Origin of the sequence: Streptomyces sp. SID14515 (assembly GCF_010548505.1) — a bacterium.
Taxonomy (GTDB): Bacteria; Actinomycetota; Actinomycetes; order Streptomycetales; family Streptomycetaceae; genus Streptomyces; species Streptomyces caviscabies.
On the sequence record NZ_JAAGMH010000135.1, the window covers coordinates 1 to 23,857 of the forward strand.

Here is a 23,857-nt window from a genome sequence, read left to right on the forward strand (position 1 = left end):
CGGCCGTCGCCGCCAGCCGCATGCACGCCGGGCCGTCCAGAGCGGTGTGGTGCACGGCGAACACCAGCACACAGCCCTCGCCGCCCGGCTCCCGGACCACGTCCAGCCGCAGCGGCGGCGACGCGGTCAGCGGCGGGGCCTGGTCCAGCGCCCTGGCCCGGGCCCGGGCCAGGGCGCCGGGCCCGGACGGCGGGAAGGAGACCGGATCCGCGTCGGCGCTCCCGGTCAGCTCCCACTCGTAGCGCCGGGCGAACGCGCCCCGGGGTCGCTCCCGCATCAGCGCCCGGGGGTGCCGGGCCAGCGCCTCGGCGAACGCGGAGCGCAGCCGCCCCTCGTCCACCCGGCCGGGCAGATGGATCTCGATGTGCACCGTGTTCGGCTCGGCGTCCTGCTCGCAGTGCCGGGCCACCTCGTCGACCACCGGGAACGGCACCCGGGCCGGGGGCCCGGGCCGGGGCACGCCGCCCCGCGCCCGCGACGGCTGTGTGGTCGCCATCAGGCGCTCCCTCCGGGACGGGGCGGCGGCTGCTGACCGCCCGGCCGCTGTGCCGGAGCGTCACCGCCGTCGCCCGCCTCGGACCCGTACCCGACTCCGGGAGCGGGCGGCGGAGTTCCCTGCGGCCGCTTCGGGTCGGTGGACACCGTCCGGCCCGAGGGCGAGGCGGCCTGCGCCGGAACCGTGGGCGCCTCGCCGCCCGCCGTGGCCGGGGCGGCCGTGCCCGGGCCACCGGCGGCCCGCCGGCCGAGCGGTCCGCGTCCGACCGTGACCAGCGCCGCGAACAGGCCGACCAGGGCCAGGAACTGGGCCGTCGCACCGAACGCGCCCTCGTCCGATGCCGTGGTGTCCCCGGTGCCCACCGCCGCGACGACACCCGCGGCGGCCATCGCCGCGAACGCCACCGGAGCGAGCAACCGCGGCCGGAAGTGGGCGAGTACGGCGAGGAGGGGCACCGCCAGGGCCAGCGGCCCCGCGATCACCACACCCACCAGGGTGAGCGCCACCGTGCCCAGCACCAGACCCGGCCCCGGCGGCACGGGCTGCTCCTCGGCCGCGTACGACCCGGCTCCCCGACGGCGTACGAAGGCGAGTCCCACGAGCACCAGGAGCAGCGCCCCCGCGCCGATCAGACCCACCTGGTAGATCCGGGCCGGCTCGTACTCCAGGGTGACCTTGCCGCCCTCGCCCTCCGGGACCAGCCAGGCCTGCTGCCAGCCGTCGATCCGCAGCGGCGTCAGCTCCTCGCCGTCCAGGGTGGCCTTCCAGCCCGCGTTGTGGTTCTCGTGGATCTGGAGGTAGGAGGCCGCGCCTGAGCCGACGGAGATCGTGCGCCGGTCGCCGTCGCCCTGCTCGACGTCCACCGACCGCGGCGTGCTCGCCCCGGCCTCGGACGTGCCGTTGCTCAGCGTGACGTCCGTGATGGCGAGCGGTCCCGCGTCCCCCGCCTCGACGGTGGTGGACGAGGCGGCCAGCTCCACCGAGCCGTCCTTCGTGCACGGCGTGACCTCGATGGGGCGGCGCTGGGTCAGGTCCCGCACCCGGCCCTCGGCCCGGGTCTCCAGGAACGTGCCGCCCACCGACAGGACCGGGCCCTTGCCGCAGGCCAGGCTGAAGGTCTTGTCCGGCTTCGGCTGCGGTGAGCGGTACTCCTCCAGCGCCGGGATGTAGACCTCGCTCAGACCGACCGGCAGCTGCAACTGGTCGTCGGCGACCGGGTTGTGGACGGTCAGCGGCGCCTGACGCGAGATGGTGATGTCCATCCGGTCGGTGTTGATCGGCGAGAAGCGGGCCATGCCGTTCTCGTCCACGGCCGCCACCGCCGTACCGTCCGGTGAGCTGATCTGCACCTGCTCGGGCCGGGTGGACAGACCGCCGGCCGCCGCGAAGACGATCTCGCCGACCTCCTTCTTCTCCGGCCACGACAGATGCAGTACGGGGCGTTCGCCTGCGATCCACGCCGTGGTCAGATCACCGTCGGTCAGATTGCGCGGACTGAGGTTGGTGCCCAGCCGTGCCGTGGAGTCGGCGCTCACCTCGATCTTGTCCCGCTCGCCCGTCAGCTCGAACAGCAGCTTGTCCAGGTCGTCCCCGGGCACCGGAACGGCACTCGCGGACACCTTGTACGTGCCCGCCTCCTGGGCGGTGAACTGCCGGTGCAGACCGACCTCGGCCGCCACCGACGACAGACCGCCCGGGTCACTGCCGCGCCGCAGCGAGTAGACCGTGGAGTCCGCGCCCTCACGCGGCGCGTCCGTGGGCAGCTCCAGCATCCGGGTCACCTGCACCCCGGGGATCGCGATATCGGTGAAGCCTGCTCCGGTGAGACCCGGACGCCCCTGCTGGGACTCCAGGATCGTCACCTTCAGCCAGGCCGCCTGCCCGGCGGGCGCGGCCACCTGCTGCGCCGACCCGTCCGCCCGCAGCGGACTGTCCTTGAAGCCCCGGTCGGTCTCGACCCGGACGACGGTCGGCGCGGCCCGCACGTTCGCGCTGGGCAGCGGTGTCACCTGGAGCGAGCCCGGAAGGTCCGTCGGGGTGGTGAAGTCGATCCGCACCCACTCGTTCTCGGGCGAGCCCGGCGAGCCCTCCGCCCAGCCGGTGTCCGGATTGCCGTCGAACGCGTTGACCGGGTCGTACTGCGGCAGATGGAACAGCCAGTTGCCCACCGACGAGGCGCTGACCTTCTTCGCCCCGCGCAGCACGGCGGTCGTCTGATGCTCCGCGCCGGACGTCGGCAGGATCTGCCGGGGGCTCCGGCCCGGATCCTGCGCGGCCTCGGCGGCGTTGCGCTCATCCGCGGTGTACGTGTACGAGGTGTTGGAGTTGACCAGCCCGAACCGGGTGTCGGCGCGCCGCAGCCCGTCGCCCGCCGCGTACAGCGAGGGCCGTCCCAGGCCCGGGTGCGCGTCACCGGCCAGCACGGCCGGCCGGCCTTCCAGCGCGCCGCTCGCCGACAGCGGGAGCAGCGACTCCGGCCCGCCGCTCACGACGGCCGTCGAGGCCACCGGAGCCGTGCTCGCCCGGCCCGGACGCTCCGTCCCGGCGGGCGGCTCGTAGATCTCCACGGCCCGCTGCCGCGGATAGAGGCCCTCGACCTGTACGGGAGTGTCCGCGGCGATCCGGCCGCCGGTCATCACCGGACCGAACCCGGTCACGCGCTGGTACCCGGAGGCCTCCAGCGTGCGCTTCACCGTCGTCGTGGGGACGTACCCGAGCTGGTCGGGATCCAGGTCGTTGCGGACCACCACATAGTGCAGACCGGCCCGGTTCAGATACTCGCTCAGCCCGGGAACCTCGCCGCCGGAGGTCAGCGCCTGCTCGACGGCGTCCATCGCCCGCCGGTTGCCCGGCGTGCCGAACGGAACGTAATCCCGTTGCGCCCAGGGTGAGTTCGCCAGCACGTCCAGCGGCTGGTCGATGGGGGAGCCCCAGGTGTAGATGCCGTGCGCGGTCGCCGGGACCACCAGGGCGCGGTCGTTCGCCGAGTTCTTCTTCAGCCAACCCCCGGTCGCCTCCCAGTACTTCGGCAGCTGCTGGAACGAACCCGTCTGCAGGATCGAGCCGTTGACGTACGGCCAGGCCAGGCCCGGCAGCACGATCACGGCGGCGACCACCGGCGCGAGCCGGCGGGCCCGCACCGCGTTGCCGCCACCGCGCGCCGCGACGGCGACGGAGGCCACCGCCGTGACGTGCGCGAGCCCCAGAGCCAGGGCCAGCGCCACACCCGTCTGGAACTTGTAGATGTTCCGGAACGGCACCAGCCAGCCGTCCAGCCACTCCTGCACGGTCCCGTGGAACAGCCCGCCCAGCGCGCCGCCGTAACCGGCCAGCGTCACGAGCGCGACGCTCAGGACGGTGAGCACCAGCCAGCGGCGCTCGGGCAGATCACGCCGCGCCAGACCCGCCAGCCCCAGGGCGGCGGCGAGCGCCGAGCCGAGGATGGTGACGGTCGCGGTGGCGACGGTCCAGCCGGCGGGCAGCCAGGCCTCGCCGAAGTTCAGATAGCCGACCCAGTTCCCGCCGCCGCGCAGCATCTCCGTCGCTGACATGGTCGTCGTGGTGGTGTACGAGGACTCCACGTACGGCATGAAGTTCTCGCCGAAGGTTCCGAGCAGCAGCAGCGGCACGATCCACCAGGCGGTCGCCAGGATCACGCCCGGTATCCACCAGGCCAGCAGCGCGCGCTTGCGCGGTCCGCCCGGCCGGGACAGCAGATACAGCCCCACCGGCAGCAGCGAGGCCAGCGTGGAGGCGGCGTTGACCCCGCCCATCAGCGGGATCAGCAGCGCGGAGCGGGCCGCGGCGATCCTCGGCGCCAGCCGCGGGTTCGTCAGCGGCAGCAGCACCCACGGCAGCAGGGCGCCTGGCAGGGCCGCGGCCGAGGTCGAGCCCACGACGATCGTGTACGTCGGCCACAGCGCGTACACCACCGCACCCAGCAGCCGGGTGGCCGGGGAGCCCACGCGCAGCCGCTCCGCCAGCCGCAGCGCACCCCAGAAGGCGGTCGCCACGATCAGCGAGAGCCACAGCCGCTCCGCGAGCCAGACCGGTACGTGCAGCAGGTCGGCCGCCCCGTAGTACGGCAGCATCGGGATGGCGTAGCCCACGTACTGGTCGGCGATCCCGCCGAACCCGGCCCGGCTGTGCCACAGCTCGCCCAGGTCGCCCAGGAAACGCCAGGGGTCCGCGACGACGCCGAGCTTGGTGTCGAACGTCATCCGCCCGGGCGACACCGCGAGGAACGCCGCGAACACGGCGGCCCAGAAGCCCAGCAGCCAACGCCGCGACCGGGGCGGGGGCGGGCCCTCGGGGGAGCCCGGCGGCACGGGACCCGCGCCGTCCGGGGCCGTGGGCCGGGGTGGGTGGACAGCGCTGGTCATGAACACCGCCGGAGGATGAGGAGGAGGTTCCAGGTGGCGAACTCCCGCAGTACGGGGATCCGCGGCACGAGCTGGGGAAGGACGGGCCAGTAGCGCGAGCGGGCCGAGACGACGGCCACGTCGGAGCGGCTCCGGACATGGCTCAGCGTCTCGCCGACGCCGATCTTGAACAGGTTCTCGCCGAGCCGGTGTTTGGCCGGGCCGCCGGTGCGCCGCTCGTAGCGGCTCCGGGCGCGTTCGGCGCCGAGGTAGTGCCAGGGCGCCCACTCGTGGCCGCCCCACGGGGAGAGCCAGTTGGTGTAGGAGACGTAGATGAGGCCGCCGGGGCGGGTCACCCGGGCCATCTCGCTGAGGAAGGTGTGGGGGTCGGCGACGTGCTCCAGCACGTTGGAGGAGAAGCAGACGTCGGCCGCGCCGTCGGCGAGCGGCAGCAGATAACCGTCGGCGACGACGGTGTCCGCGCGCTGCCCGGGGCCGATCTCCGCCGGATCCGGTTCGAAGAGGTAGCTGTGCGCACCGCGCCGCCGGAACTCCCGGGTGAAGTAGCCGTCGCCGCCGCCGATGTCCACGACGACCTTGTCCCGGAGCGGACCGTGCCGCTCGACCTGGTCGGCCGCGTCACGGGCCAGCAGGGTGTACGCGGTGGCGGGGTCGCCCTGTTCGCGCAGGAAGGCGCGGAACAGGGCGGCCGACCGCCGGAACGAGGGGTCCTTCACGCGCTCGCACCGATCGCCGGGGCGCTCGGGCCGTTCGCCGCACCGGCGGCCGCCTCGGCGGCCACCGCGGCGAACCGGCGCACACTGGCGGTCCACCGGTAGTCGGCGGCGCGTTCGCGGGCCGCCTTGCCCATCGTCTCGCGCCGCTCGTCGTCCAGGGCCAGCGCACACCAGGCGGCGGCGAAGGAGGACGCGCCCGGAGCGAGGATCCCGGTGACACCGTCCTCGACGGAGTCGCGCAGCCCCGGCACGTCGAAGCCCAGGGTCGGGGTGGACCGGGCCGCCGCCTCCGTGACGACGAGCCCCCAGCCCTCCACGGCCGCCGGGTGCAGCAGCATCCACGCGGCACAGAGCAGCCGGTGCTTCTCGGCCTCGGTCACATGACCGGCGAACTCCACACCGGGACCGGCGAGCTGTTCCAGCCGGGCCCGCTCCGGGCCGTCACCGACGATGACGAGCCGGCCGCCGGTGACCGGCCGGACCCGCTCCCAGAGCTGGAGCAGCAGATCGATGCGCTTGTAGTCGACGAGCCGGCCCAGCGCCACGAACAGCGGTGTGGCGGACCTCTCGCCCTGCGGGCTCGGCTCCTGGACTCCGTTGTGCACCACCCGGATCCGCCGGTCGGGCACGCCCAGTTCACGCAGGGCGCCCGCCGTGGACGGGGACACCGCGATCATCAGGTGGTCGCGGTAGGCCCGGGACAGCGCCCAGTGTTCGAGCTTGCGCCCGGCACGGGCCACCGGCGTCGGGAAGCGCATGTCCCACAGGTCGGTGTGCACATGGTTGACCAGGCACACCGTGGGTCCGCGGTGCCACAGGGGCGCCAGGTACGGCATGCCGTTGCAGACCTCGACGAGCAGGTCGCACGCCCCGATGTGCCGGGCGAACGCGGACCGTGCGCCGACGTAGTGCCCCAGCGTGCTGCCCGCCGAGACGACCCGGTAGGGCCGGCGGGCGGCCTGCCCGCCGCACAGCAGCGTGACGTCGTGGCCCTGCTCGGTGAGGCCGAGGGCAAGCTGGTCGACCAGCAGCTCGGAGCCGCCGGCGGCCGGATTGCCCAGGTCGCGGTGGGCGAGGAAGACGATGCGTCTGGGGGCGGCGGGAACCGGGACGGACGCCGGGCCCTGACCCGGACGTGCGGCGGCGTCGAGCAGTGGGGGAGGTACGTGCTGGGGCATCGGTGCTCCAACTCGGCTCGGGGTGCGGGGACATCGGGGGAGCGGCCCACGGGGTCGAGGGCCGTGCGGTACGGGGCGGGGAGCGGGACGAGGGTGGAGGAGAAGCGGAGTACGGAGAAGAGCGAAGTACGGAGAAGAACGAGGAAGGAAGGAGAAGGGGAAAGGGAAGGACGAGACCGGGGGGCCGTGCTCTGGTGGGGATAGACAGTTTTCGGCACGGGTACGCGCCCGGCTACTCACCGGTGCAACAACTTGCCGGTAACTCAGGTGTGCGGAATCGTCATCATGTGAGTATTCGGAGCTTCTGGCTCCGTCCGACGCCCCCGCACGACGAGCACGACGCCCGCGATCGCCAGCACGCCGCCCAGTCCGAGGGCCCCGGCCGGCGCGGTCGTGCCGAGCATCGCCAGCCGGTCGCTGTCCGCCGAAGCGAGCTCGACCTGCTTGAGCTGGGTCTCCTCGGTGAACTCCACCCGCTTGCTCTCCAGCAGCACGACGGCGTCCTTCTTGGAGCCCGGGGCGCGCAGCGTCTTCTTCGGCCCGATCGCCGCGTTGATGATGCGGCCGGTCCGCCGGTCCACGACCAGCTCGATGCCGCTGTTGGAATACCACTCCTCGGCCAGCACCTGCGGGGTCTTCTTCTTCCCCACGAGCAGCCCCGGCACCTGGCGCACGCCGGTCCTGGTGGGCTCCACCTCGCCCTTGAAGAGATAGCCGGAGTAGCCCTGGATCTCCTTCTCACCGGCGTAGGACAGGCGCACCACACCGCCGAGCGTGCTGTCCCACCAGCGGTAGGAGCGCTTCTCGACGTCGAAGGGGAACTTCAGGTACGCCTCCCCGTCGAAGGTCGGGGACTCCTCGCAGCAGTGCACCGGCTCGTTGGTGGAGCGGTCGGTCACCCAGCGCTCCAGCGTCCACTGGAGGGCGTCACGGGGGTCCGAGGCGGGCAGGGTGCCCTGGTGGTCGACCGAGGTGGACACGTCCCACACGGCGTTGCCGCTCTTCTCGCTGTCGGCCACGTCCCCGCGCACCTGCCGGGTGATCGTGATCGTTCTGCCCTCGACCGTCTCCACCTCGGAGGTGTCGAAGTAGCTGCCCGTCCCGGTGAAGACGGTGGTGGTGTCGATGTCTATGGGGGTGCGCTTGGCATGCGGCTGGACGTACCAGACGAGCAGCGGCGCGAGGACGAGCAGAAAGACCCCTGCCCCCAGCAGGACAAGCGACAGGGGTGAAGCGTTGTGGCGCATCCGGGCACTCCTGGGTCGAATCTCTTCGCGGAGGTGCACGGGCCCCGGGCCGGTCAGCCCTTGATTGGCGTGAACAGTAAGCAAGCCCTTGACGGAATGTCAATGTGCTGTCGACACTGTGTCCCAGCCGGAGGGGCCCGGCTGAAGGGGTGGGGATCGTCTCCAGCAAGGAGCTGACCCGACTATGCGCAGACTCATCGCCGCCGCTGTCACCGTTCTGGTGGCCGCGAGCTTCGCCGTTGGTGCGGCGGTCGGCATCGTGGCACTGCTCGACGCCACTCCCGACCAGCCCAACACCCCCCTGATCAGCTATGACACCGGCCCGGCAGCTCCGTGACGCGCCCCGCCTGGCAGGAGGTCCCCCGGTCGAAGCTCGACCGCTTCGAGGAGATCGCCCGGTCCGAGGCCCCGGAGCTCGCCCAGACGATCCTGTACCAGATACGCCAGGAATATCCCTATCTGCACCTGGTCGAGGACGAGTCCGGGGAGCCGCTGGCCCTCGTCGGCATCCGCCGCGCCATCGAAGGCTTCGTCCACAACCTCACCGCCGGCGCCCACCCACGGGTGCCGCCGGAGATGTTCCAGGAGTTCGGCCGGGGTGAGGGCCTCGAGGGCCGCAGCCTCGACGCGCTGCAGGCCATCTATCGCCTCGGGGTCCGGCTCACCTGGCGCAGGCTCGCCGAGATCGGCCAGCAGGTCGACATCCCCGCGCCCGCCATGTACGAGCTGGCCGAATCGGGATTCGAGTATCTGGACGGGCTCGTGGAACAGTCGGTACGGGGCTACGCCGAGGCGGCGGCCCGGCGCGCCAGCGAACGGCTCCGCCTCCAGCGCCAGCTGATCGAGCTCCTCCTGATGGAACACCGCGGCGACGCGGCCCGGGGCCTGGCCGAGCGGGCCGCCCGGATCGGCTGGGAGCTGCCGGAGACGATCGCCGTGGGCGTGCTCATGCGCCCGGCCCGCGAGGCCGTGGCCCCCGCGGTGGGGCAGGGCATCCTGTTGGAGATGGAGAGCGAGCAGCCGCGCATCGTCATCCCGGATCCGGACACGGCGGGTCGCGCGGAGATCCTGCGGCGCGCCACGGCCGGCTGGTCCGGGGCGATCGGCCCGGCGGTCCCGCTGGCGGCCGCGGCGACCTCGCTGCGCTGGGCCGAGACAGCGGTCCAGCTGATCAAGAAGGATCTGCTGCCGCAGGGCGAGGTGCTGTACTGCACCGAACGGACGGAGGAGCTGCTGCTCCTCCCGGCCCAGGAGCTGATCGACGCCGCCGCCCGCCGCTGCCTCGCCCCGCTGGACGGCCTCAGCCCGACGCAGACGAAGCGGCTGGCCGAGACGCTGCTCGCCTGGATCGAGACCCCCGGCGGCGCCCCCGAGGTGGCCGCGCGCCTCGGCGTCCACCCGCAGACGGCCCGCTACCGGCTGCGGCAGATCCGCGAGCTGTGGGGCGACGCCATCGACGAACCGGACCAGCGCTTCGAGATGCTGCTGGTGCTCCGCGCCCAACGCCTCAGGGGCGAGCTGGCCCCGGCCCCGCGCTGAACGGCGACCGGCGGCCGGACGTCCAAGGACGTCCGGCCGCCGGGGCCGTGGGGGGAGCTTCGGGATCAGACCGGGGTGACGTAGGCCCCGGCGATCCCGCCGTCGACCAGGAAGTCCGTGGCGTTCACGAACGAGGAGTCGTCGCTCGCCAGGAACGCCACCGCCGCGGCGATCTCGGTCGGCTCGGCGAACCGGCCGACCGGGATGTGCACCAGACGCCGGGCGGCCCGCTCCGGGTCCTTGGCGAACAGCTCCTGGAGCAGCGGGGTGTTGACCGGCCCGGGGCACAGGGCGTTGACCCGGATGCCGTCGCGCGCGAACTGCACACCCAGCTCGCGCGACATCGCCAGCACCCCGCCCTTGGACGCGGTGTACGAGATCTGCGAGGTGGCCGCGCCCATCCGGGCCACGAACGAGGCCGTGTTGATGATGGAGCCCCTGCCCTGCGCGCGCATATAGGGAATGGCCGCCTTGCAGCAGAGGAACACGGAGGTCAGATTGACCTCCTGCACCCGCCGCCAGGCCTCCAGGCCGGTGTCCAGGATGGAGTCGTCGTCGGGCGGCGAGATCCCCGCGTTGTTGAACGCGATGTCGACCGAGCCGTAGGTGTCGAACGCGGCCTTGAAGAGGGCCTCCACCTCCTCGGCGTCGGTGACGTCGGTACGGACGAAGAGCCCGCCCGTCTCCTCGGCGGCGGCCTTGCCGCGCTCCTCGTCCACATCGGCGCAGACGACGTGCGCGCCCTCGGCGGCCAGCCGCCGGGCGGTGGCCAGACCGATGCCGCTGCCGGCTCCGGTGACGACGGCGGTGCGGCCGACCAGGCGGCGGCAGACGGAAGAAGTGTCGGTCATGGTGCTCAGGCCTCCGTGCTGATGAAGACGTTCTTGGTTTCGGTGAAGGCGGCCAGGGCGTCCGGGCCGAGCTCGCGGCCCAGGCCCGACTGCTTGTAGCCGCCGAAGGGGGTCGAATAGCGCACGCTGGAGTGCGAGTTGACCGAGAGGTTGCCCGCCCGCAGCCCCTGTCCGACGCGCAGCGCGCGCCCGACGTCCCGGGTCCAGACCGAGCCGGCGAGGCCGTACTCGGTGGCGTTGGCCAGCCGCAGCGCGTCCTGTTCGTCCTCGAACGGCAGGACCACCGCGACCGGCCCGAAGACCTCCTCCACGGCCACCGGCGCATCCGGCGAGACGCCGGTGAGGACGGTCGGCGGATACCAGAACCCGGGGCCATCGGGGGCCGTTCCGAGGATGGTCCGTACGCCGTCGGCGCCACGGTCCCCGTCGACGAAGCCCCGCACCCGGTCCAGCTGGAGCGCCGAGATCAGCGGGCCCATCTGCGTCTTCTCGTCGGCCGGGTCGCCCACCACCACGGCGGCGACGGCCGGTACGAGCAGCTCCAGGAAACGGTCGTACACGGACCGCTCGACCAGGATCCGGGTCCGGGCGCAGCAGTCCTGACCGGCGTTGTCCAGGAAGGACATCGGGGCGGCCGCCGCGGCGGCCGCCACATCCGCGTCGGCGAAGACGAGGTTGGGGCTCTTGCCGCCCAGCTCCAGGGTGAGCCGCTTCACGCGCTCCGCGCAGCGGGTCATGATGTGCTTGCCGGTCCGGGTGGAGCCGGTGAACACGATCTTCGCGACGCCCGGGTGCTCCACCAGGGCGCTTCCGGCCACCGGGCCCTCGCCGGGCAGCACCTGGAAAAGACCGTCGGGAAGACCGGCCTCCAGGGCGAGTTCGGCCAGCCGGAGAGCGGTGAGCGGGGTCGTCTCGGCGGGCTTGAGGAGGACGGCGTTGCCCGCCGCGAGGGCCGGGGCGAGACCCCAGGCGGCGATCGGCATCGGGAAGTTCCACGGTGCGATGACGGCGACGACGCCCAGCGGCTCCAGGACGGTGAAGTCGATACCGCCCGCGACCGGGATCTGCCGACCGAGCAGCCGCTCCGCCCCGCCCGCGCTGTAGTCGAGGAGGTCGCGGACGTTGCCCGCCTCCCACCGGGCGTTGCCGATGGTGTGGCCGGCCTCGCGGACCTCCAACTTGGCCAGTTCCTCGATGTGTTCGTCGACGACCACGGCGAAGCGGCGCAGCAGCCGGGCCCGGTCGGCGGGCGCGGCGGCCGCCCAGCGCCCCTGGGCGGCCGCCGCGCGGGTGACGGCGGCGTCCACATCGGCGGCGGAGGCGGCGGGGACGGTGGCGACGACCTCGGCGGTCGCCGGGTTCAGGACGTCCAGGGTGGACGCCGCGGAGTGCTGTGACACGTACGGACCTCGATCAGGAAGAGGGAGCGGTCAGAGGCGTTCGAAGGAGCGGCGCAGCTCCCAGTCGGTCACCGCGGAGTCGTACGCGGCCAGTTCGACCCGGGCCATGTTGAGGTAGTGCGCGACGACCTCCTCGCCGAACGCCTCCTTGGCGATGGGGCTGGCCTCCCACAGCTCGGCCGCCTCGCGCAGCGTCGTCGGCACCTGGTCGTAGTCCCCGGTGTAGGCGTTGCCCGTACACGCCTCGGGCAGCGGCGGCCGGTGCTCGACCCCGTACAGTCCGGCGGCGACAAGACCGGCGACGGCCAGATGCGGGTTGACGTCGCCGCCGGGCAGCCGGTTCTCGAAGCGCATCGAGCGCCCGTGGCCGACGACCCGCAGGGCGCAGGTGCGGTTGTCGACGCCCCAGGCCACGGCGGTGGGGGCGAAGGAGCCGGGCTGGAAGCGTTTGTAGGAGTTGATGTTGGGCGCGTAGAGGAGGGAGAAGTCGCGCAGGGCGGCGAGCTGGCCGGCCAGGAAGTGCCGCATCAGCTCGGACATGCCGTCCTCGCCCTCGCCCGCCATCGTGTTCTCGCCGTCCGCGTCGGTCAGCGAGAGGTGGATGTGGCAGGAGTTTCCCTCGCGCTCGTCGTACTTGGCCATGAAGGTCAGCGAGACGCCCTCCTGGGCCGCGATCTCCTTGGCGCCCGTCTTGTAGACGGCGTGCTGGTCGCAGGTGGTGAGCGCCTCGTCGTAGCGGAAGACGATCTCGTGCTGACCGGGATTGCACTCGCCCTTGGCGGACTCGACGGTCAGCCCGGCCTGCTGCATCTCGTTGCGGATGCGGCGCAGCAGCGGCTCGATCCGGCCGGTGCCGAGGATGGAGTAGTCGATGTTGTACTGGTTGGCCGGGGTCAGCCCGCGGTAGTCGCGGTCCCAGGCCTCCTCGTAACTGTCCCGGAAGACGATGAACTCCAGCTCCGTGCCCACCTGCGCCGTGTAGCCGAGCTCCGCCAGCCGGTCGAGCTGACGGCGCAGGATCTGGCGCGGCGCCGCGACGACCGGACTGCCGTCGTGCCAGGCGAGATCCGCGATCAGGAGGGCGGTGCCCTCGTGCCAGGGCACGGGGCGCAGCGTGGCGGCGTCGGGGACCATGCCGAAGTCGCCGTAGCCGTTCTCCCACGAGGACATCGCGTAGCCGTCGACGGTCCGCATCTCGGTGTCCACGGCCAGGAGGTAGTTGCAGCCCTCGGTACCGTGCTCCAGCACCTCGTCCAGGAAGAACCCGGCCGCGAACCGCTTCCCCTGAAGCCGGCCCTGCATGTCCGGGAAGGCCAGCACCACAGTGTCTATCGACCCGTCCGCGACACGTGAGCGGAGCTCGTCGACGCCGAGCGGGGGTGTGCGGTCTGCCACGGGATGCCTCCTTGGGTGAACCGGGAGGCTTAAGGTATGACAGGGAACCATTGCTTGGGAAGGGGATCCGCCAGTGGCCACGAGGGAGAGAGTGGACGACACCCGTCCGGCGGCAGCCGCCACCGACGCGACGGCGGGCGAGCCGGGCGCCGCGATCGGCCGGCCGGCCTTTGTGCTGCGCCCCGTCCGCGCGGGCAACGGCTTCGAGGAGGCGCTGGAACAGGTCCTCCAACTCCTGCGGCTTGGCCTGGTCCCGCCCGGCGAACGGCTGCCCTCCGAACGCGAGTTGTCCCAGCAGCTGCGGATCAGCAGGGTCACGCTGCGCGAGGTCCTCAAGGTTCTCCAGGACCAGAACATGGTCGAGAGCCGCCGCGGCCGCTACGGAGGAACGTTCGTCCTGCCGCGCACCGCCGCCCCCGACGGCAGCGACGAACTGCGCCGCCGCATCGCCGCCGTCGACGTGGAGGACACCCTGCGCTTCCGTGAGGTGCTGGAGGCCGGGGCGGCGGGCCTGTGCGCCGAAGGGCTCACGGCCGACGGCGAGACCCGGCTGCGGGGGGCGCTCGACGCCACTCAGGGGGCACGGCTGGAGGACTACCGCCGCCAGGACACCCTGCTCCACCTCACCCTCGCCGAACTCTCCGGCTCCCGTACCCTCGCCGCCCAGTACGCCGCGGTCCGGGCCACCCTCAACGAACTGCTCGACGGCATCCCGCTGCTCGTGCGCAACCTGGAGCACTCCCAGCAGCAGCACGCGGCCGTCGTCGAGGCGGTCCTCGACCGGGATCCGGACGCGGCGCGCGAGATGATGCGCGAACACTGCGGCGGCACGGCGGCCCTGCTGCGCGGCTTCCTCGCCTGAGCCGATCCCCGACGGACCGGCGCGCCGAATCCGTAACCACTCTTTAACGCACGGCCCTTGCCATCCGCTCATCCGTTCCACAAAGGTGTGCCGACGAACCTTTGACCGACGCAGTGCCATCGACTCCCCACCGCGGAGCCGACAGACATCGGGAGCGCCCATGGCTCAGGGAACCGAAACACCCGCCGGACCATCCGGCGGCGCAGATCCGGGAACGTCCGGCACGGACGCGTATCTGCACCGCCGCACCCTGCGCCGGGGCAGCGCCGGCTGGCTCCTGCTGACCGGGCTCGGCGTCGCCTATGTCGTCTCCGGCGACTTCTCCGGCTGGAACATCGGCCTCTCCAAGGGCGGCTTCGGCGGACTCGCCGCGGCCATGGTCCTGATGGGCGTCATGTACGCGTGTCTGGTCTTCGCCCTGGCCGAACTCTCCGCCATCCTGCCCACGGCGGGCGGCGGTTACGGCTTCGCCCGGCGGGCGCTCGGCACCTGGGGCGGCTTCCTGACCGGCACGGCCATCCTCATCGAGTACATCCTCGCCCCCGCCGCCATCTCCCTCTTCATCGGCGACTACGTCGAATCACTCGGCCTGTTCGGGCTCACCTCCGGCTGGCCCGTCTATCTCGCCTGCTTCGCGATCTTCATCGGCATCCACCTCTGGGGCGTCGGCGAGGCGCTCCGCTTCAGCCTGGTGGTGACCGCCATCGCGGTGGCCGCCCTCCTGATCTTCGCCGTCGGCGCGTTCACCGAGTTCGACGCGGGCCGCCTCAACGACATCCCGGCGGACGCCTCCGCCTTCGGCTCCAACTCCTGGCTGCCCTACGGGCTCCTCGGCATCTGGGCCGCCTTCCCCTTCGGCATGTGGTTCTTCCTCGGCGTGGAGGGCGTGCCGCTCGCCGCCGAGGAGGCCAAGGACCCGGTCCGCTCGATGCCGAAGGCCCTGGCCATCTCGCTCGCCGTCCTGGTCTTCCTGGCCCTCATCACCTTCGTCTCCGCCACCGGCGCCCAGGGCGCCAACGCCATCAAGGAGGCCGGAAACCCGCTGGTGGTGGCCCTGCAGGGCAGCGGCGAGCCGACCGTCCTGAGCCGCTTCGTGAACTACGCGGGCCTCGCCGGCCTGGTCGCCTCCTTCTTCTCCCTGATCTTCGCCGGGTCCCGTCAGCTGTTCGCCCTCTCCCGGGCCGGCTACCTGCCGCGCTTCCTCTCGCTGACCAACCGCCGCAAGTCCCCCTACCTCGGCCTGCTGATCCCCGGGATCATCGGGTTCACGCTCGCCGCCTGGAGCGGCAACGGCGGCCGGATGCTGAACGTCGCCGTCTTCGGCGCCACGATCAGCTACGCCCTCATGGCGCTCTCCCACATGATGCTGCGCCGCCGCGAACCGGAGCTGCCGCGCCCCTACCGCACCCCCGGCGGCGCGCTCACCTCGTCCGTGGCCTTCGTTCTGGCATGCTCGGCGCTGGTGGCGACCTTCCTGGTGGACCGCGACGCGGCGTTCATCGCGCTCGGTGTGTACGCGGTGGCACTGGCCTACTTCGCCCTCTACAGCCGCCACCGGCTGGTCGCGGGAGCCCCGGAGGAGGAGTTCGCCGCCCTGGCGGCGGCCGAGGCCGAACTCGCCCGCGACTGAGCCCGTCGCCCGCCGACGATCACCGTGTTCCGCTCGACCCGAAGGAGTACGTTCCATGCCCCGGCCCGTCATCGGCATCAGCACCTACCAGGACCCGGCCCGCTGGGGCGTGTGGGAGATGCCCGCGGTGCTGCTGCCCGCCGCCTACCCGCGCCTCGTCCGGGCGGCGGGCGGGCTCGCGGTGCTGCTGCCGCCCGACGACGCGGCGGACGCGGCCCGGGACACCGTCGCCGCCCTGGACGGGCTGGTGATCGCCGGCGGAGCGGACGTGGAGCCGGCACGGTACGGGGCGGTCGCCGACCCCCGTACCGGCCCCCCGGCCCGCGAACGCGACGCCTGGGAGCTGGCCCTGATCCGGGCGGCGGTCGAACAGCGGGTTCCGCTGCTCGGGATCTGCCGGGGCATGCAGCTCCTGAACGTCGCCCTCGGTGGCACCCTGCACCAGCATCTGGACGACCACACCGGCGGCCTCGGCGTCTTCGGCAGCCACCCGGTGACCCCCGTGCCCGGCAGCGCGTACGCGGACGCCGTACCGGAGACCGCCGTGGTGCCCGCCTACCACCACCAGGCGGTCGACCGCCTCGGCGCCGGTCTGGTGGCCTCCGCCCACGCGCCCGACGGGACCGTGGAGGCCCTGGAGCTCCCTGGGCACGGGAGCCTGGTGCTCGGCGTGCAGTGGCACCCGGAGATGGGCGAGGACACCCGGGTCATGGCCGCCCTGGTCCGGGCCGCCGGGGGAGCGGCGGGCCTGCCCGACGCCCGGCCCGCCGCGGAAGCGCCCCTACGCGCCTGAGCTCAGCTGAGCCTGTCGGCGATGTCGGGGCGGCGCGGCGCGGTCTCAGCGGCGGGTGTCGGGAAGGCGCGACCCCGCGGCCCCGCCGGAACCCTCGAAGCCCGGACCGGAGAACTCGGGCCCCGCGAACGCCGGCGAACTGAAGCCGGAGCCGTGGCCCTCGCCCCGGCCCGTCGGAGGCGAGGCCATCCCGGCGAGCTGCTCGAGCAGGAACGGCCGGATCCCCCGGTCGCGCAGCGCCGCGAGCCACGCCTCACGGGCGTCCTGGAGAGCGGGCGACCGTTCGGGCACGGCCGCCGTGCCGTCCGCCGACCGCTTCGCCGCCTTGCGGTAGAGGGCGACGACGCTGACCAGGCCCGTGACCGCCGCGACCACCAGACTGGACCAGCCGACGCCGACGAGCGTGCCCGCCAGGGCCGGCAGGCTCCCGGAAAGCCGCAGCCCGTACCCGAGGACCAGGAACGTCGCCGCGGCCACGGCGGCGAGCACCGGCGTCAGTACCCCGAGGACCGCCAGCACTCCGGCGCCCGGCCGCTCCTGGTCGCCCGGCCCGGAGAGCGGAGACATCCCGGCGTCCGGCCGCCCGCCCCGCGCCTGCCGCCGCAGAGCCGCGTACCGCCGGTACTCGGCGTCGGCGTCGGCGGTCGTGCGCGCGACGGCCGCCAGGCCCAGCACACGCAGCCGACCGCCGGGGAGCCCCGAGCGTTCGAGCAGGCGTCGGATGTCCGGCGAGGCGATCACCTCGTCGAGCGCGCTCGCGTAGTCGGATCTGTCCTCGTCCCCGAGCCGGGAAGGTCTGCCCATGCTGTCCCTCGGTCGATACTGTCGATACAGGCGTGGTGGGAGTGGTGCCCGCCGGTGTCCGGCGAGATGTTCCTAGAGGTGCTGCACGACCGCGGGCATGAGGTCCTGGAAGGTCCGCCCGTCCGCCGCCGCGCCGATCGCGGTCATCTGCCAGCCCGCGCCGGTCCGCTGGACCTTGGCCATGATCTGCGCGGTGTGCCGCCCGCCGCCGGTCAGGGTGTACCGGGCCAGCTCCTGGCCGTTGCTCTCGTCGACCAGCCGGCAGAAGGCCGCCTCGACCTCCTCGAAGGTCTGGCCGGTGAACGAGTTCACCGTGAAGACGATCTGGTCCACATGGGCCGGCACGCGCCGCAGATCGACCACGATGGACTCGTCGTCGCCGCCCTGGCCCGCCCCGCCGACCCGGTTGTCCCCGGTGTGCTGGACCGAACCGTCGTCGCTGGTCAGATGCTGGAAGAAGACCACGTCCTGCGGATCACGGCCCGCGAAGAGCACCGCCGAGGCGTCCAGGTCGATCTCGCGGGCGGTCAGCCGTGCCAGAAACCCCTTACGGGGAGCGGACTTCCAGCCCAGCCCCATCCGTACGACGTCGAGCTCGCCGCCGCCGGACTTGGTGAGGCTGACCTGCTGGCCCTTGGTGAGGTTGATCGTCATCGTTCCGCCTTCGGTGCCTGTCGTGACGTGGGTGGGAGGTGCGGGTCCGGATCCCGGCGGCTCAGAGACTGACGCCGAAGTCGGCGATGATGCCGCTCAGGCCGGATGCGTAACCCTGCCCGACCGCACGGAACTTCCACTCCGCGCCGTGCCGGTACAGCTCGCCGAAGACCATCGCCGTCTCGGTGGAGGCGTCCTCGCTGAGGTCGTAGCGGGCGATCTCCGCGCCGCCCGCCTGGTTCACCACACGGATGTACGCGTTGCGTACCTGGCCGAAGCTCTGGCCCCGGCCCTCCGCCTCGTGGATCGAGACCGGGAACACGATCTTCGCGACGGTCGCGGGCACCGAGGAGAGGTCGACCTTGACGATCTCGTCGTCGCCCTCGCCCTCACCGGTGAGGTTGTCGCCGGTGTGCTCGACCGAACCGTCGGGGCTCTTCAGGTTGTTGTAGAAGATGAAGTGCTCGTTGGACTGCACCTTGCCCGCCTCGTCGCAGAGCAGCGCGCTCGCGTCCAGGTCGTAGTCGGCGCCGGTGGTGGTGCGGACGTCCCAGCCGAGACCGACGAGGATCGCGGTCAGCCCCGGAGCCTCCTTGCTCAGCGAGACATTTCCGCCCTTGGCCAGGCTCACGCCCATGATGTTCTCCCTTGTGCGGTGACGGGTGTTCACGTGCCGGTGGCCACGCCACGGGTGACGGCGCGGACACACTGCGACCATGAACAAAATCTACAGCACTGTAGATTTTCGGGGCCAGAAGGTTCGGTGCCAGGAGGCGAGCGGTCCGGCCCCGGCCGGTGGCCGGTGCCGCCGCCGGCTGGATACGATTTCCCGATGCCCGGCGGGCGAAGTGCCGCGCCCGGGCGGCGAGAAGGAGAAAGGGGGCGGGCCGTGGACGCCGAAGGAGCCGGTGGCGAACGGGAAACGCCTGTCCGCAGGCGTGGCCAGGGCGAGCTGGAGGCCCAGGTGCTGTCGGTGCTGGGCGGGGCGAGCGAGCCGGTGACCGCCGCCTGGGTGCTGGAACGGCTCGGCGCGGGCCTGTCGTACAGCACCGTCATCACGATCCTGACCCGGCTGCACGCCAAGCAGGCCGTCACCCGCACCGGACGGGGGCGCCCCGTCCTGTGGGAGCCCGTGGCGAACGAGGCGGGGCTCGCCGCCCTGCGGATGCGCCGGCTTCTCGACAAGCAGAGCGACCGTGACGCGGTGCTCTCCAGCTTCGTCTCCGTCCTCTCCTCGCACGACGAGGACCTGCTGCGGGCCCTGCTCGCCGAGAGCGGTCCCGACGGCACCGGCGCGCCCTCGGACCGGCCGGAGCGCTGACGATGGGGGTCTTCGTCTATCTGCCCCTCGTCCTGCCCCTGACCGCGTTGCCGATCGCACGCCTGGCCGAACAGCACCTGCACCCCCGCAGGGCCGCCCGGCTGCTGACCACCGTCGCCGTGATCCTCGCCTCCTGCAGCCTGGTGTGCCTCGGGCTGCTGGTGGTCGTGGGCACGGCCCAGCTGCCCGGCAACCCGCTGCCCGACGGCTGGTCCGACGACGAGGTCCGCGACGCCGTGCCGCACGACGCGTTCGCGGGCAAGGCGTCCATCCTGGCGCTCGTCGCCGTCACGGCGGCCTGCGGATTCACCGTCCACCGCCACTACCGCTTCCGGGCCCGGGCCCACCGGGCGCTCGCGGGTCTGCCGGGCGGCGGCGACGTCGCCGTGCTGCCCGACGACGTCCCGTACGCCTACGCGCTCCCCGGCTCCCCGGGGCGGGTGATGGTCTCCACGGCCCTGCTCGCCTCCCTCGAACCGGCCGAGCACCGGGCGCTGTTCGCCCACGAGCGGGCCCATCTGACGGGCCGCCACCACCGCCTGCTGCTCGCGACGCGGCTGGCCGGCTGCGTCAACCCGCTGCTGTGGCCGCTGCTCGGGGCCCTCGTCTACAGCACCGAGCGCTGGGCGGACGAGGAGGCGGCCCGGGTCACCGGCGACCGCCGCCTGACCGCACGCGCGGTCGGCAAGGCGGCACTCGTCTCCCGCCCGGTCCCCGGCGGCACGGCCTTCGCCGCCTTCGCTGCCGCCGGCCCGGTGCCGCGCCGGGTGGCGGCCCTCCTGGGCCCGGTACCGCCGGACCGGGGCTGGCCCCCCGCCCTCACCCCGGCAGGCGTGGCCGCGCTCGTCGCCGCGGCCGGGACGACCGTCTCCGCGCTGTCCGCGTTGAACGCGGCCGTCGCGCTGTTCCTCGTCCTGGAGGCGGCGACACCGCTGTAACCCTCGCGGGGCGCCGGCCCACCGGATCGCTCCGGCGGGCCGGCGCCGTCGGGTCAGGACGAGCCGGTGTCCAGCGCGGCGAGTGCCTGGGCCCAGCGGACGTACTTCAAGTTGGCCAGATCCGCCACCGTCTTGACGCCGAACGCCTCCTGGAGCAGCTCGCCGTCGCGGTCCGAGACGCCCTTCAGGGCCGAGACGGGAGCCGAGAGAATCGTGGTGAGGTCCTGGTCCGCGTAAGCCTTGTCGAGCACCTTGTCCAGGTCGATCCGGGCCACTGCTGCCTCCTGGGAGTGTGTCTCCCCGCCCTGACGGCGGGCGGCCCCGGGCGGGACCACTCGCACAACTGCGGAGGGTGTCCGCGCGGTTCCCCGGAGTGTCCGCGACGGAAGGATTCCCGCCACGCGCTTGACCTCGACCGCGGCGCCTGGCGCGGCACGTCTTCCTGCCCACCGACGGCGGCAGACTCCTCTTCCACGCGCAGTGGGCCGGCGATGGGGACCACCTGGCATGGGCCCGCGCCCATCGCACCGGAACGCGGAGCGGCCGACCGGTGTCTTCGTGGTCACCACGATGGCGGCCGAGGCCGCCGTCACTGCGGCGTCTCGCGTTCGGTCGCCTCGCCGCGGATCACCCGGGGAGACGTCCGGGGCGCCTCGCCGTCGCCCGTCGTCGTACCGGCAGCGGGGCCGTCCTGTTCCTTGAGCGCCTGCTTCTCGCTCTTGAGGATGCGCGCCGCCTTACCGGCCGACCGCGTGAGATCGGGCAGCCGTTTCACGGCCAGCACCGCCACGATCACCAGGAGGAGGATGGTGAGTTCGCCGATCCCGAACATGGTCGCTGCTTTCTCTGGGGCGGACTGGACGCTGCATCTGCAGGGCAGAATCTACAGGGCTGTAGAGCATCCGTTCGCCGGTCCTCGAATCACGCCTCCGGATCGACTCCCGGATCAACTCCCGGGCAACAGCCGCACGGTGGCGTCCGGGAGGCGGCTCCACCAGTGGCCGTAGCGCCGATAGACCTCCGGTTCGCGGTCGGCGAGGAACCCCACCAGCGACCGGGCCTCGGCGGCGAGCCCCTCCCAGACCTCGTCCGGCAGAGGGTGGAACGCGGTCGCCTCGACGCCCCCGGCCACCGGCCGCCACACCCCGGCCACATACCCGTCGACCAGCAACGTCGGCAGCACATCGCCGTTCGCGCGGATCACGGTCCTGCGGTACGTCTCCGGGAGGACCCGGCCACGATCCGCGTACGCCAGCAGCACGCTGTCCCACATCGCCATCAGCCGGGGCGGCGCCGGCTCCGCCCCGTCCGGCCGCGGAGCGCCCGGCAGGTCGAACAACTCCTCGCCCTCCGGCCCCGCCAGCCGTTCCAGGCCCTCGGCCAGGTCCGCCAGCGCCGCCCGCGCCCCGGCCCGCGTGACCATGGCGAACTGCGCCACGTCCGCGACCGAGGCGGGCCCGAACCCTGAGAGGTAGCGCAGGACCAGCGTCCGCAGGGACGCGGCCGACGCCTCCGGATCCGTCCGTGGCGAACCGGTCCGCGGCGCGATGTACGAGGGCCGGTGGCCGAACGACCACGGCGACGCGGTCGGCGCGTGGAGCAGCGGCGCGTACTGCCGCAGCCCCCACCATGCCCCGGCCTTCGGCGGCGCCCCCAGCTGCTCGCCCAGCCAGGCCTCGCACTCGGCGGTGGTCCGGGGCCGGTCCGCGAACTCCAGCAGCCGGGGGACCAGCGCGTCCGCGTCCTGCGCCGTCAGCCCGGACGCGGTGAAGCGACCGCCCAGCCGGGCGGCGCGCACCACCGGGTGCATGGCCTCCCGGAAGGCCGGATGGTCGTCCGCGTGCACGGCGTGGAGGGTGAGCCGCATCATGGTCGCCTTGACCACACGGTGATCGGTGAACGCCGCGTCGAGCCCGGCCGGGTCGAACCCGGCGAGCCGGTTCCACAGCGCGACATACGGCGAGGCCGGCTGCTGTGCCTGGAGCGCGACCACCCGCCGCACCCCCTCGGAGGCGTCCAACGCCTCCCGCCGCAACAGCAACTGCCGGGCGAGCGTCGACCGGTTGAGCCCCCGTGCGGTGATCCTCATGCCGTCATCGATCCATTCCTCGGGCTGTTTCTCCGGCCCACCGGTCAGCTGTCGTCGAAACCGTACGCCCATCAGCGGTGTTCGCTCCTGGGCGGTCGCGGACACGTACCCGGGACCCTGTCCGCTCCCACCGGAACCTGCGTCGGCGGTCCTACGGGTGTTTCCCGGCGGCCCGGATCCGCGGGGCGTCCCGCTCCGGGTGGATGGCGCTCATCGCGGCGGCCCCGGAGACCACCATGACCGCGGCCGCTATGAGGAACACCGTGGCATAGCCGGCCTGTTCGCTCGCCGCTCCGTCGATGACGCGCCCGCTGAGGAACGGCGCGACCAGTCCGGGCAGGGTGCCGGTGGCGGCGACGATGCCGAAGACGGCCCCGCGCCGGCCCGTGGGCACCACCTCGGCGGTGGTCACATAGTGCAGGGGGATGGCGATGGCGTGGCCGCCGAAGGCCACCGCGATCAGGATCAGACGCGGGCCGGTGGCGTCGACCAGAGGGAACGACGCCATGGCGCAGCCCGCGACGACCACGGCCCCGCCCTGGAGCGCACCGCTGGACCAACGGCTGCTGACACCGCGGGACTTGAGCGCGTCGACGACCGGCGACACGGCCAGCAGCAGGACGAGGCTCAGGCCGGAGATGATGCTGATGGTGGTCGCCGCACGGGCCGGCGTCATGTCCAGCTGGCTGCTGAGGTAGACGGGCAGCCAGGCGCTGCTGAGCGACAGCGCCCAGGACGCGCCGAACGCGCTGGCGATGCTGCCGATGACCGTGCCGTTGAGGAGCAGCCGCCGGTAGGGGACCGGCGTGGTCGCCGTGACGCCGGGGCGGTCGGCGGGCCCGGTGCCGTGCCGGGCGGGGTGCTCTTCACCGTACGGGCCGTCCTGCCCCATCAGGAACCAGACCAGGCTCCATCCCGCGCTGACGACGGCGAGGGAGGCGAAGGCCGCGCGCCAGCCGTGCGCGGTGATGACCCAGGTCAGCAGGGGAGCGGAGATGAGGGTTCCCAGGGCGGCCCCGCTGATCTGGAGTGCCGAGGGGAACGCGCGTCGCTCGGCGGGGAACCACTTGTACAGGGCGTGCATCGACATGGAGGCCGCAGGCCCCTCGGCCGCGCCGAGCAGCACCCGGCCCGCGATGAGGGTCGGGACGGCTGCCACGACGAGGACGGGCAGTTGCACGACGGCCCACAGGGCGGTCATGACGCAGAGCAGCACATGGCTGGAGATCCGGGTGGAGAAGAAGCCGACGACCAGTCCGGAGAGGCTGAACAGGACGTAGAAGGAGCTGGAGATCGCACCGTAGGTGCTCTTGCTGATGTCCAGCTCCTCCATGATCGGATGGGCGGCGAGGCCGAGGACGGCCTTGTCCGCGAAATTGATGACCATGAACATGACGATCATGGCGGTGACGAGCCACGCCCGGCGGTCGGGGCGGCGGAGGTGCGCGGGGGTGGATTCGGTGGACCTTTTGAGCATGGGTGGCTCCTGCGGAAGAGGAGGAGGAGCGAAGAGCCCGCCGGAGGAGGGCCCCGAAGGGCGGGCGGGCGGGTGGCGGGCGGGC

Annotated in this window: 21 protein-coding genes and 1 pseudogene; 7 read left to right on the plus strand and 15 right to left on the minus strand. The window is 72.8% G+C overall.

Annotated features, from left to right (window positions below; all coding sequences use genetic code 11):
• The 5 genes and pseudogenes from G3I54_RS32245 to G3I54_RS32265 all read right to left on the minus strand — a co-directional run.
• A pseudogene (locus G3I54_RS32245) lies at positions 1–496 on the minus strand (condensation protein); the annotation flags it as partial.
• Positions 496–4,878, minus strand: coding sequence for an alpha-(1->3)-arabinofuranosyltransferase family protein (locus G3I54_RS32250; protein WP_164619905.1), 4,383 nt, complete (start codon positions 4,876–4,878; stop codon positions 496–498). The pseudogene G3I54_RS32245 and the gene G3I54_RS32250, both read right to left, overlap by 1 nt.
• Complete coding sequence (locus G3I54_RS32255; RefSeq protein WP_030083088.1) at positions 4,875–5,594, minus strand: class I SAM-dependent methyltransferase; 720 nt, start codon at positions 5,592–5,594, stop codon at positions 4,875–4,877. Before G3I54_RS32255 ends, G3I54_RS32250 begins: the two co-directional genes overlap by 4 nt.
• A complete protein-coding gene (locus G3I54_RS32260) occupies positions 5,591–6,772 on the minus strand; it encodes a glycosyltransferase family 4 protein (RefSeq protein WP_164619908.1) in 1,182 nt (393 codons plus the stop codon). The genes G3I54_RS32255 and G3I54_RS32260 overlap by 4 nt, the downstream gene beginning before the upstream one ends.
• Before the next feature lie 263 nt (positions 6,773–7,035).
• A complete protein-coding gene (locus G3I54_RS32265) occupies positions 7,036–8,019 on the minus strand; it encodes a DUF3068 domain-containing protein (RefSeq protein WP_164619910.1) in 984 nt (327 codons plus the stop codon).
• Between the two features lie 184 nt (positions 8,020–8,203).
• Between G3I54_RS32265 and G3I54_RS39135 the strand changes: the two genes are divergently transcribed.
• Both G3I54_RS39135 and G3I54_RS32270 read left to right on the plus strand, forming a co-directional pair.
• On the plus strand, positions 8,204–8,356 hold the full coding sequence (locus tag G3I54_RS39135) for a hypothetical protein (protein ID WP_203687480.1): 153 nt from the start codon (positions 8,204–8,206) through the stop codon (positions 8,354–8,356).
• Entirely contained in the window at positions 8,353–9,558 is a 1,206-nt protein-coding gene (locus tag G3I54_RS32270; protein ID WP_164619912.1) for a helix-turn-helix domain-containing protein, read from the plus strand. Before G3I54_RS39135 ends, G3I54_RS32270 begins: the two co-directional genes overlap by 4 nt.
• A 65-nt stretch (positions 9,559–9,623) precedes the next feature.
• Here the strand turns inward: G3I54_RS32270 and G3I54_RS32275 are convergent, their stop codons facing one another.
• Genes G3I54_RS32275 through G3I54_RS32285 form a run of 3 tightly spaced genes read right to left on the minus strand, consistent with a single transcriptional unit; the run spans position 9,624 to position 13,204 of the window.
• The gene (locus tag G3I54_RS32275; protein ID WP_164619914.1) at positions 9,624–10,409 is read right to left on the minus strand and encodes a 3-oxoacyl-ACP reductase; all 786 of its coding nucleotides are present in this window, start codon (positions 10,407–10,409) and stop codon (positions 9,624–9,626) included.
• A 5-nt stretch (positions 10,410–10,414) separates the two neighbouring features.
• Entirely contained in the window at positions 10,415–11,809 is a 1,395-nt protein-coding gene (locus G3I54_RS32280; RefSeq protein WP_164619916.1) for an aldehyde dehydrogenase family protein, read from the minus strand.
• Between the two features lie 30 nt (positions 11,810–11,839).
• Positions 11,840–13,204 carry a glutamine synthetase family protein gene (locus G3I54_RS32285; protein ID WP_164619918.1) on the minus strand — a complete coding sequence of 455 codons (1,365 nt, stop codon included), beginning with the start codon at positions 13,202–13,204 and terminating at the stop codon, positions 11,840–11,842.
• 154 nt (positions 13,205–13,358) lie between these two features.
• On the opposite strand from G3I54_RS32285, the gene G3I54_RS32290 reads away from it, so the two are divergent.
• The 3 genes from G3I54_RS32290 to G3I54_RS32300 all read left to right on the plus strand — a co-directional run bounded on the left by G3I54_RS32290 (position 13,359) and on the right by G3I54_RS32300 (position 16,489).
• On the plus strand, positions 13,359–14,066 hold the full coding sequence (locus tag G3I54_RS32290) for an FCD domain-containing protein (protein WP_343240487.1): 708 nt from the start codon (positions 13,359–13,361) through the stop codon (positions 14,064–14,066).
• A 160-nt stretch (positions 14,067–14,226) separates the two neighbouring features.
• Complete coding sequence (gene eat / locus G3I54_RS32295; protein WP_164619922.1) at positions 14,227–15,696, plus strand: ethanolamine permease; 1,470 nt, start codon at positions 14,227–14,229, stop codon at positions 15,694–15,696.
• A gap of 55 nt (positions 15,697–15,751) precedes the next feature.
• Positions 15,752–16,489, plus strand: coding sequence for a gamma-glutamyl-gamma-aminobutyrate hydrolase family protein (locus tag G3I54_RS32300; protein ID WP_164619924.1), 738 nt, complete (start codon positions 15,752–15,754; stop codon positions 16,487–16,489).
• Between the two features lie 45 nt (positions 16,490–16,534).
• Here the strand turns inward: G3I54_RS32300 and G3I54_RS32305 are convergent, their stop codons facing one another.
• The 3 genes from G3I54_RS32305 to G3I54_RS32315 form a co-directional block, all read right to left on the minus strand.
• A complete protein-coding gene (locus tag G3I54_RS32305) occupies positions 16,535–17,293 on the minus strand; it encodes a hypothetical protein (protein ID WP_164619926.1) in 759 nt (252 codons plus the stop codon).
• 72 nt (positions 17,294–17,365) lie between these two features.
• A complete protein-coding gene (locus G3I54_RS32310) occupies positions 17,366–17,947 on the minus strand; it encodes a TerD family protein (protein WP_164619928.1) in 582 nt (193 codons plus the stop codon).
• A 61-nt stretch (positions 17,948–18,008) separates the two neighbouring features.
• Positions 18,009–18,584, minus strand: coding sequence for a TerD family protein (locus G3I54_RS32315; RefSeq protein WP_103508141.1), 576 nt, complete (start codon positions 18,582–18,584; stop codon positions 18,009–18,011).
• Positions 18,585–18,836: 252 nt separating this feature from the next.
• Here G3I54_RS32315 and G3I54_RS32320 point away from each other — a divergent pair, with 252 nt between their 5' ends.
• Entirely contained in the window at positions 18,837–19,268 is a 432-nt protein-coding gene (locus tag G3I54_RS32320) for a BlaI/MecI/CopY family transcriptional regulator (protein WP_086778814.1), read from the plus strand.
• Positions 19,269–19,270: 2 nt separating this feature from the next.
• The gene (locus G3I54_RS32325; RefSeq protein WP_164619930.1) at positions 19,271–20,206 is read left to right on the plus strand and encodes a M56 family metallopeptidase; all 936 of its coding nucleotides are present in this window, start codon (positions 19,271–19,273) and stop codon (positions 20,204–20,206) included.
• A gap of 53 nt (positions 20,207–20,259) precedes the next feature.
• Here G3I54_RS32325 and G3I54_RS32330 read toward each other — a convergent pair whose 3' ends face one another.
• The 4 genes from G3I54_RS32330 to G3I54_RS32345 all read right to left on the minus strand — a co-directional run bounded on the left by G3I54_RS32330 (position 20,260) and on the right by G3I54_RS32345 (position 23,772).
• Positions 20,260–20,481 (minus strand): hypothetical protein, encoded by a 222-nt coding sequence (locus G3I54_RS32330; protein WP_164619932.1) that lies wholly within the window; start codon positions 20,479–20,481, stop codon positions 20,260–20,262.
• 314 nt (positions 20,482–20,795) lie between these two features.
• Complete coding sequence (locus G3I54_RS32335; RefSeq protein WP_164619934.1) at positions 20,796–21,038, minus strand: twin-arginine translocase TatA/TatE family subunit; 243 nt, start codon at positions 21,036–21,038, stop codon at positions 20,796–20,798.
• Between the two features lie 114 nt (positions 21,039–21,152).
• Positions 21,153–22,295 (minus strand): winged helix DNA-binding domain-containing protein, encoded by a 1,143-nt coding sequence (locus tag G3I54_RS32340; protein ID WP_164619940.1) that lies wholly within the window; start codon positions 22,293–22,295, stop codon positions 21,153–21,155.
• 151 nt (positions 22,296–22,446) lie between these two features.
• Positions 22,447–23,772, minus strand: coding sequence for an MFS transporter (locus tag G3I54_RS32345; RefSeq protein WP_164619942.1), 1,326 nt, complete (start codon positions 23,770–23,772; stop codon positions 22,447–22,449).
• Positions 23,773–23,857 lie beyond the last annotated feature (85 nt).

Coding starts and splice junctions, on each gene's coding strand:
- G3I54_RS32250 (WP_164619905.1), bottom strand. CDS start 4,878: ATGACCAGCGCTGTCCACCCACCCCGGCCCACGGCCCCGGACGGCGCG.
- G3I54_RS32300 (WP_164619924.1), top strand. CDS start 15,752: ATGCCCCGGCCCGTCATCGGCATCAGCACCTACCAGGACCCGGCCCGC.
- eat (WP_164619922.1), top strand. CDS start 14,227: ATGGCTCAGGGAACCGAAACACCCGCCGGACCATCCGGCGGCGCAGAT.
- G3I54_RS32310 (WP_164619928.1), bottom strand. CDS start 17,947: ATGACGATCAACCTCACCAAGGGCCAGCAGGTCAGCCTCACCAAGTCC.
- G3I54_RS32325 (WP_164619930.1), top strand. CDS start 19,271: ATGGGGGTCTTCGTCTATCTGCCCCTCGTCCTGCCCCTGACCGCGTTG.
- G3I54_RS39135 (WP_203687480.1), top strand. CDS start 8,204: ATGCGCAGACTCATCGCCGCCGCTGTCACCGTTCTGGTGGCCGCGAGC.
- G3I54_RS32275 (WP_164619914.1), bottom strand. CDS start 10,409: ATGACCGACACTTCTTCCGTCTGCCGCCGCCTGGTCGGCCGCACCGCC.
- G3I54_RS32340 (WP_164619940.1), bottom strand. CDS start 22,295: ATGAGGATCACCGCACGGGGGCTCAACCGGTCGACGCTCGCCCGGCAG.
- G3I54_RS32315 (WP_103508141.1), bottom strand. CDS start 18,584: ATGGGCGTGAGCCTGGCCAAGGGCGGAAATGTCTCGCTGAGCAAGGAG.
- G3I54_RS32335 (WP_164619934.1), bottom strand. CDS start 21,038: ATGTTCGGGATCGGCGAACTCACCATCCTCCTCCTGGTGATCGTGGCG.
- G3I54_RS32305 (WP_164619926.1), bottom strand. CDS start 17,293: ATGGGCAGACCTTCCCGGCTCGGGGACGAGGACAGATCCGACTACGCG.
- G3I54_RS32265 (WP_164619910.1), bottom strand. CDS start 8,019: ATGCGCCACAACGCTTCACCCCTGTCGCTTGTCCTGCTGGGGGCAGGG.
- G3I54_RS32260 (WP_164619908.1), bottom strand. CDS start 6,772: ATGCCCCAGCACGTACCTCCCCCACTGCTCGACGCCGCCGCACGTCCG.
- G3I54_RS32345 (WP_164619942.1), bottom strand. CDS start 23,772: ATGCTCAAAAGGTCCACCGAATCCACCCCCGCGCACCTCCGCCGCCCC.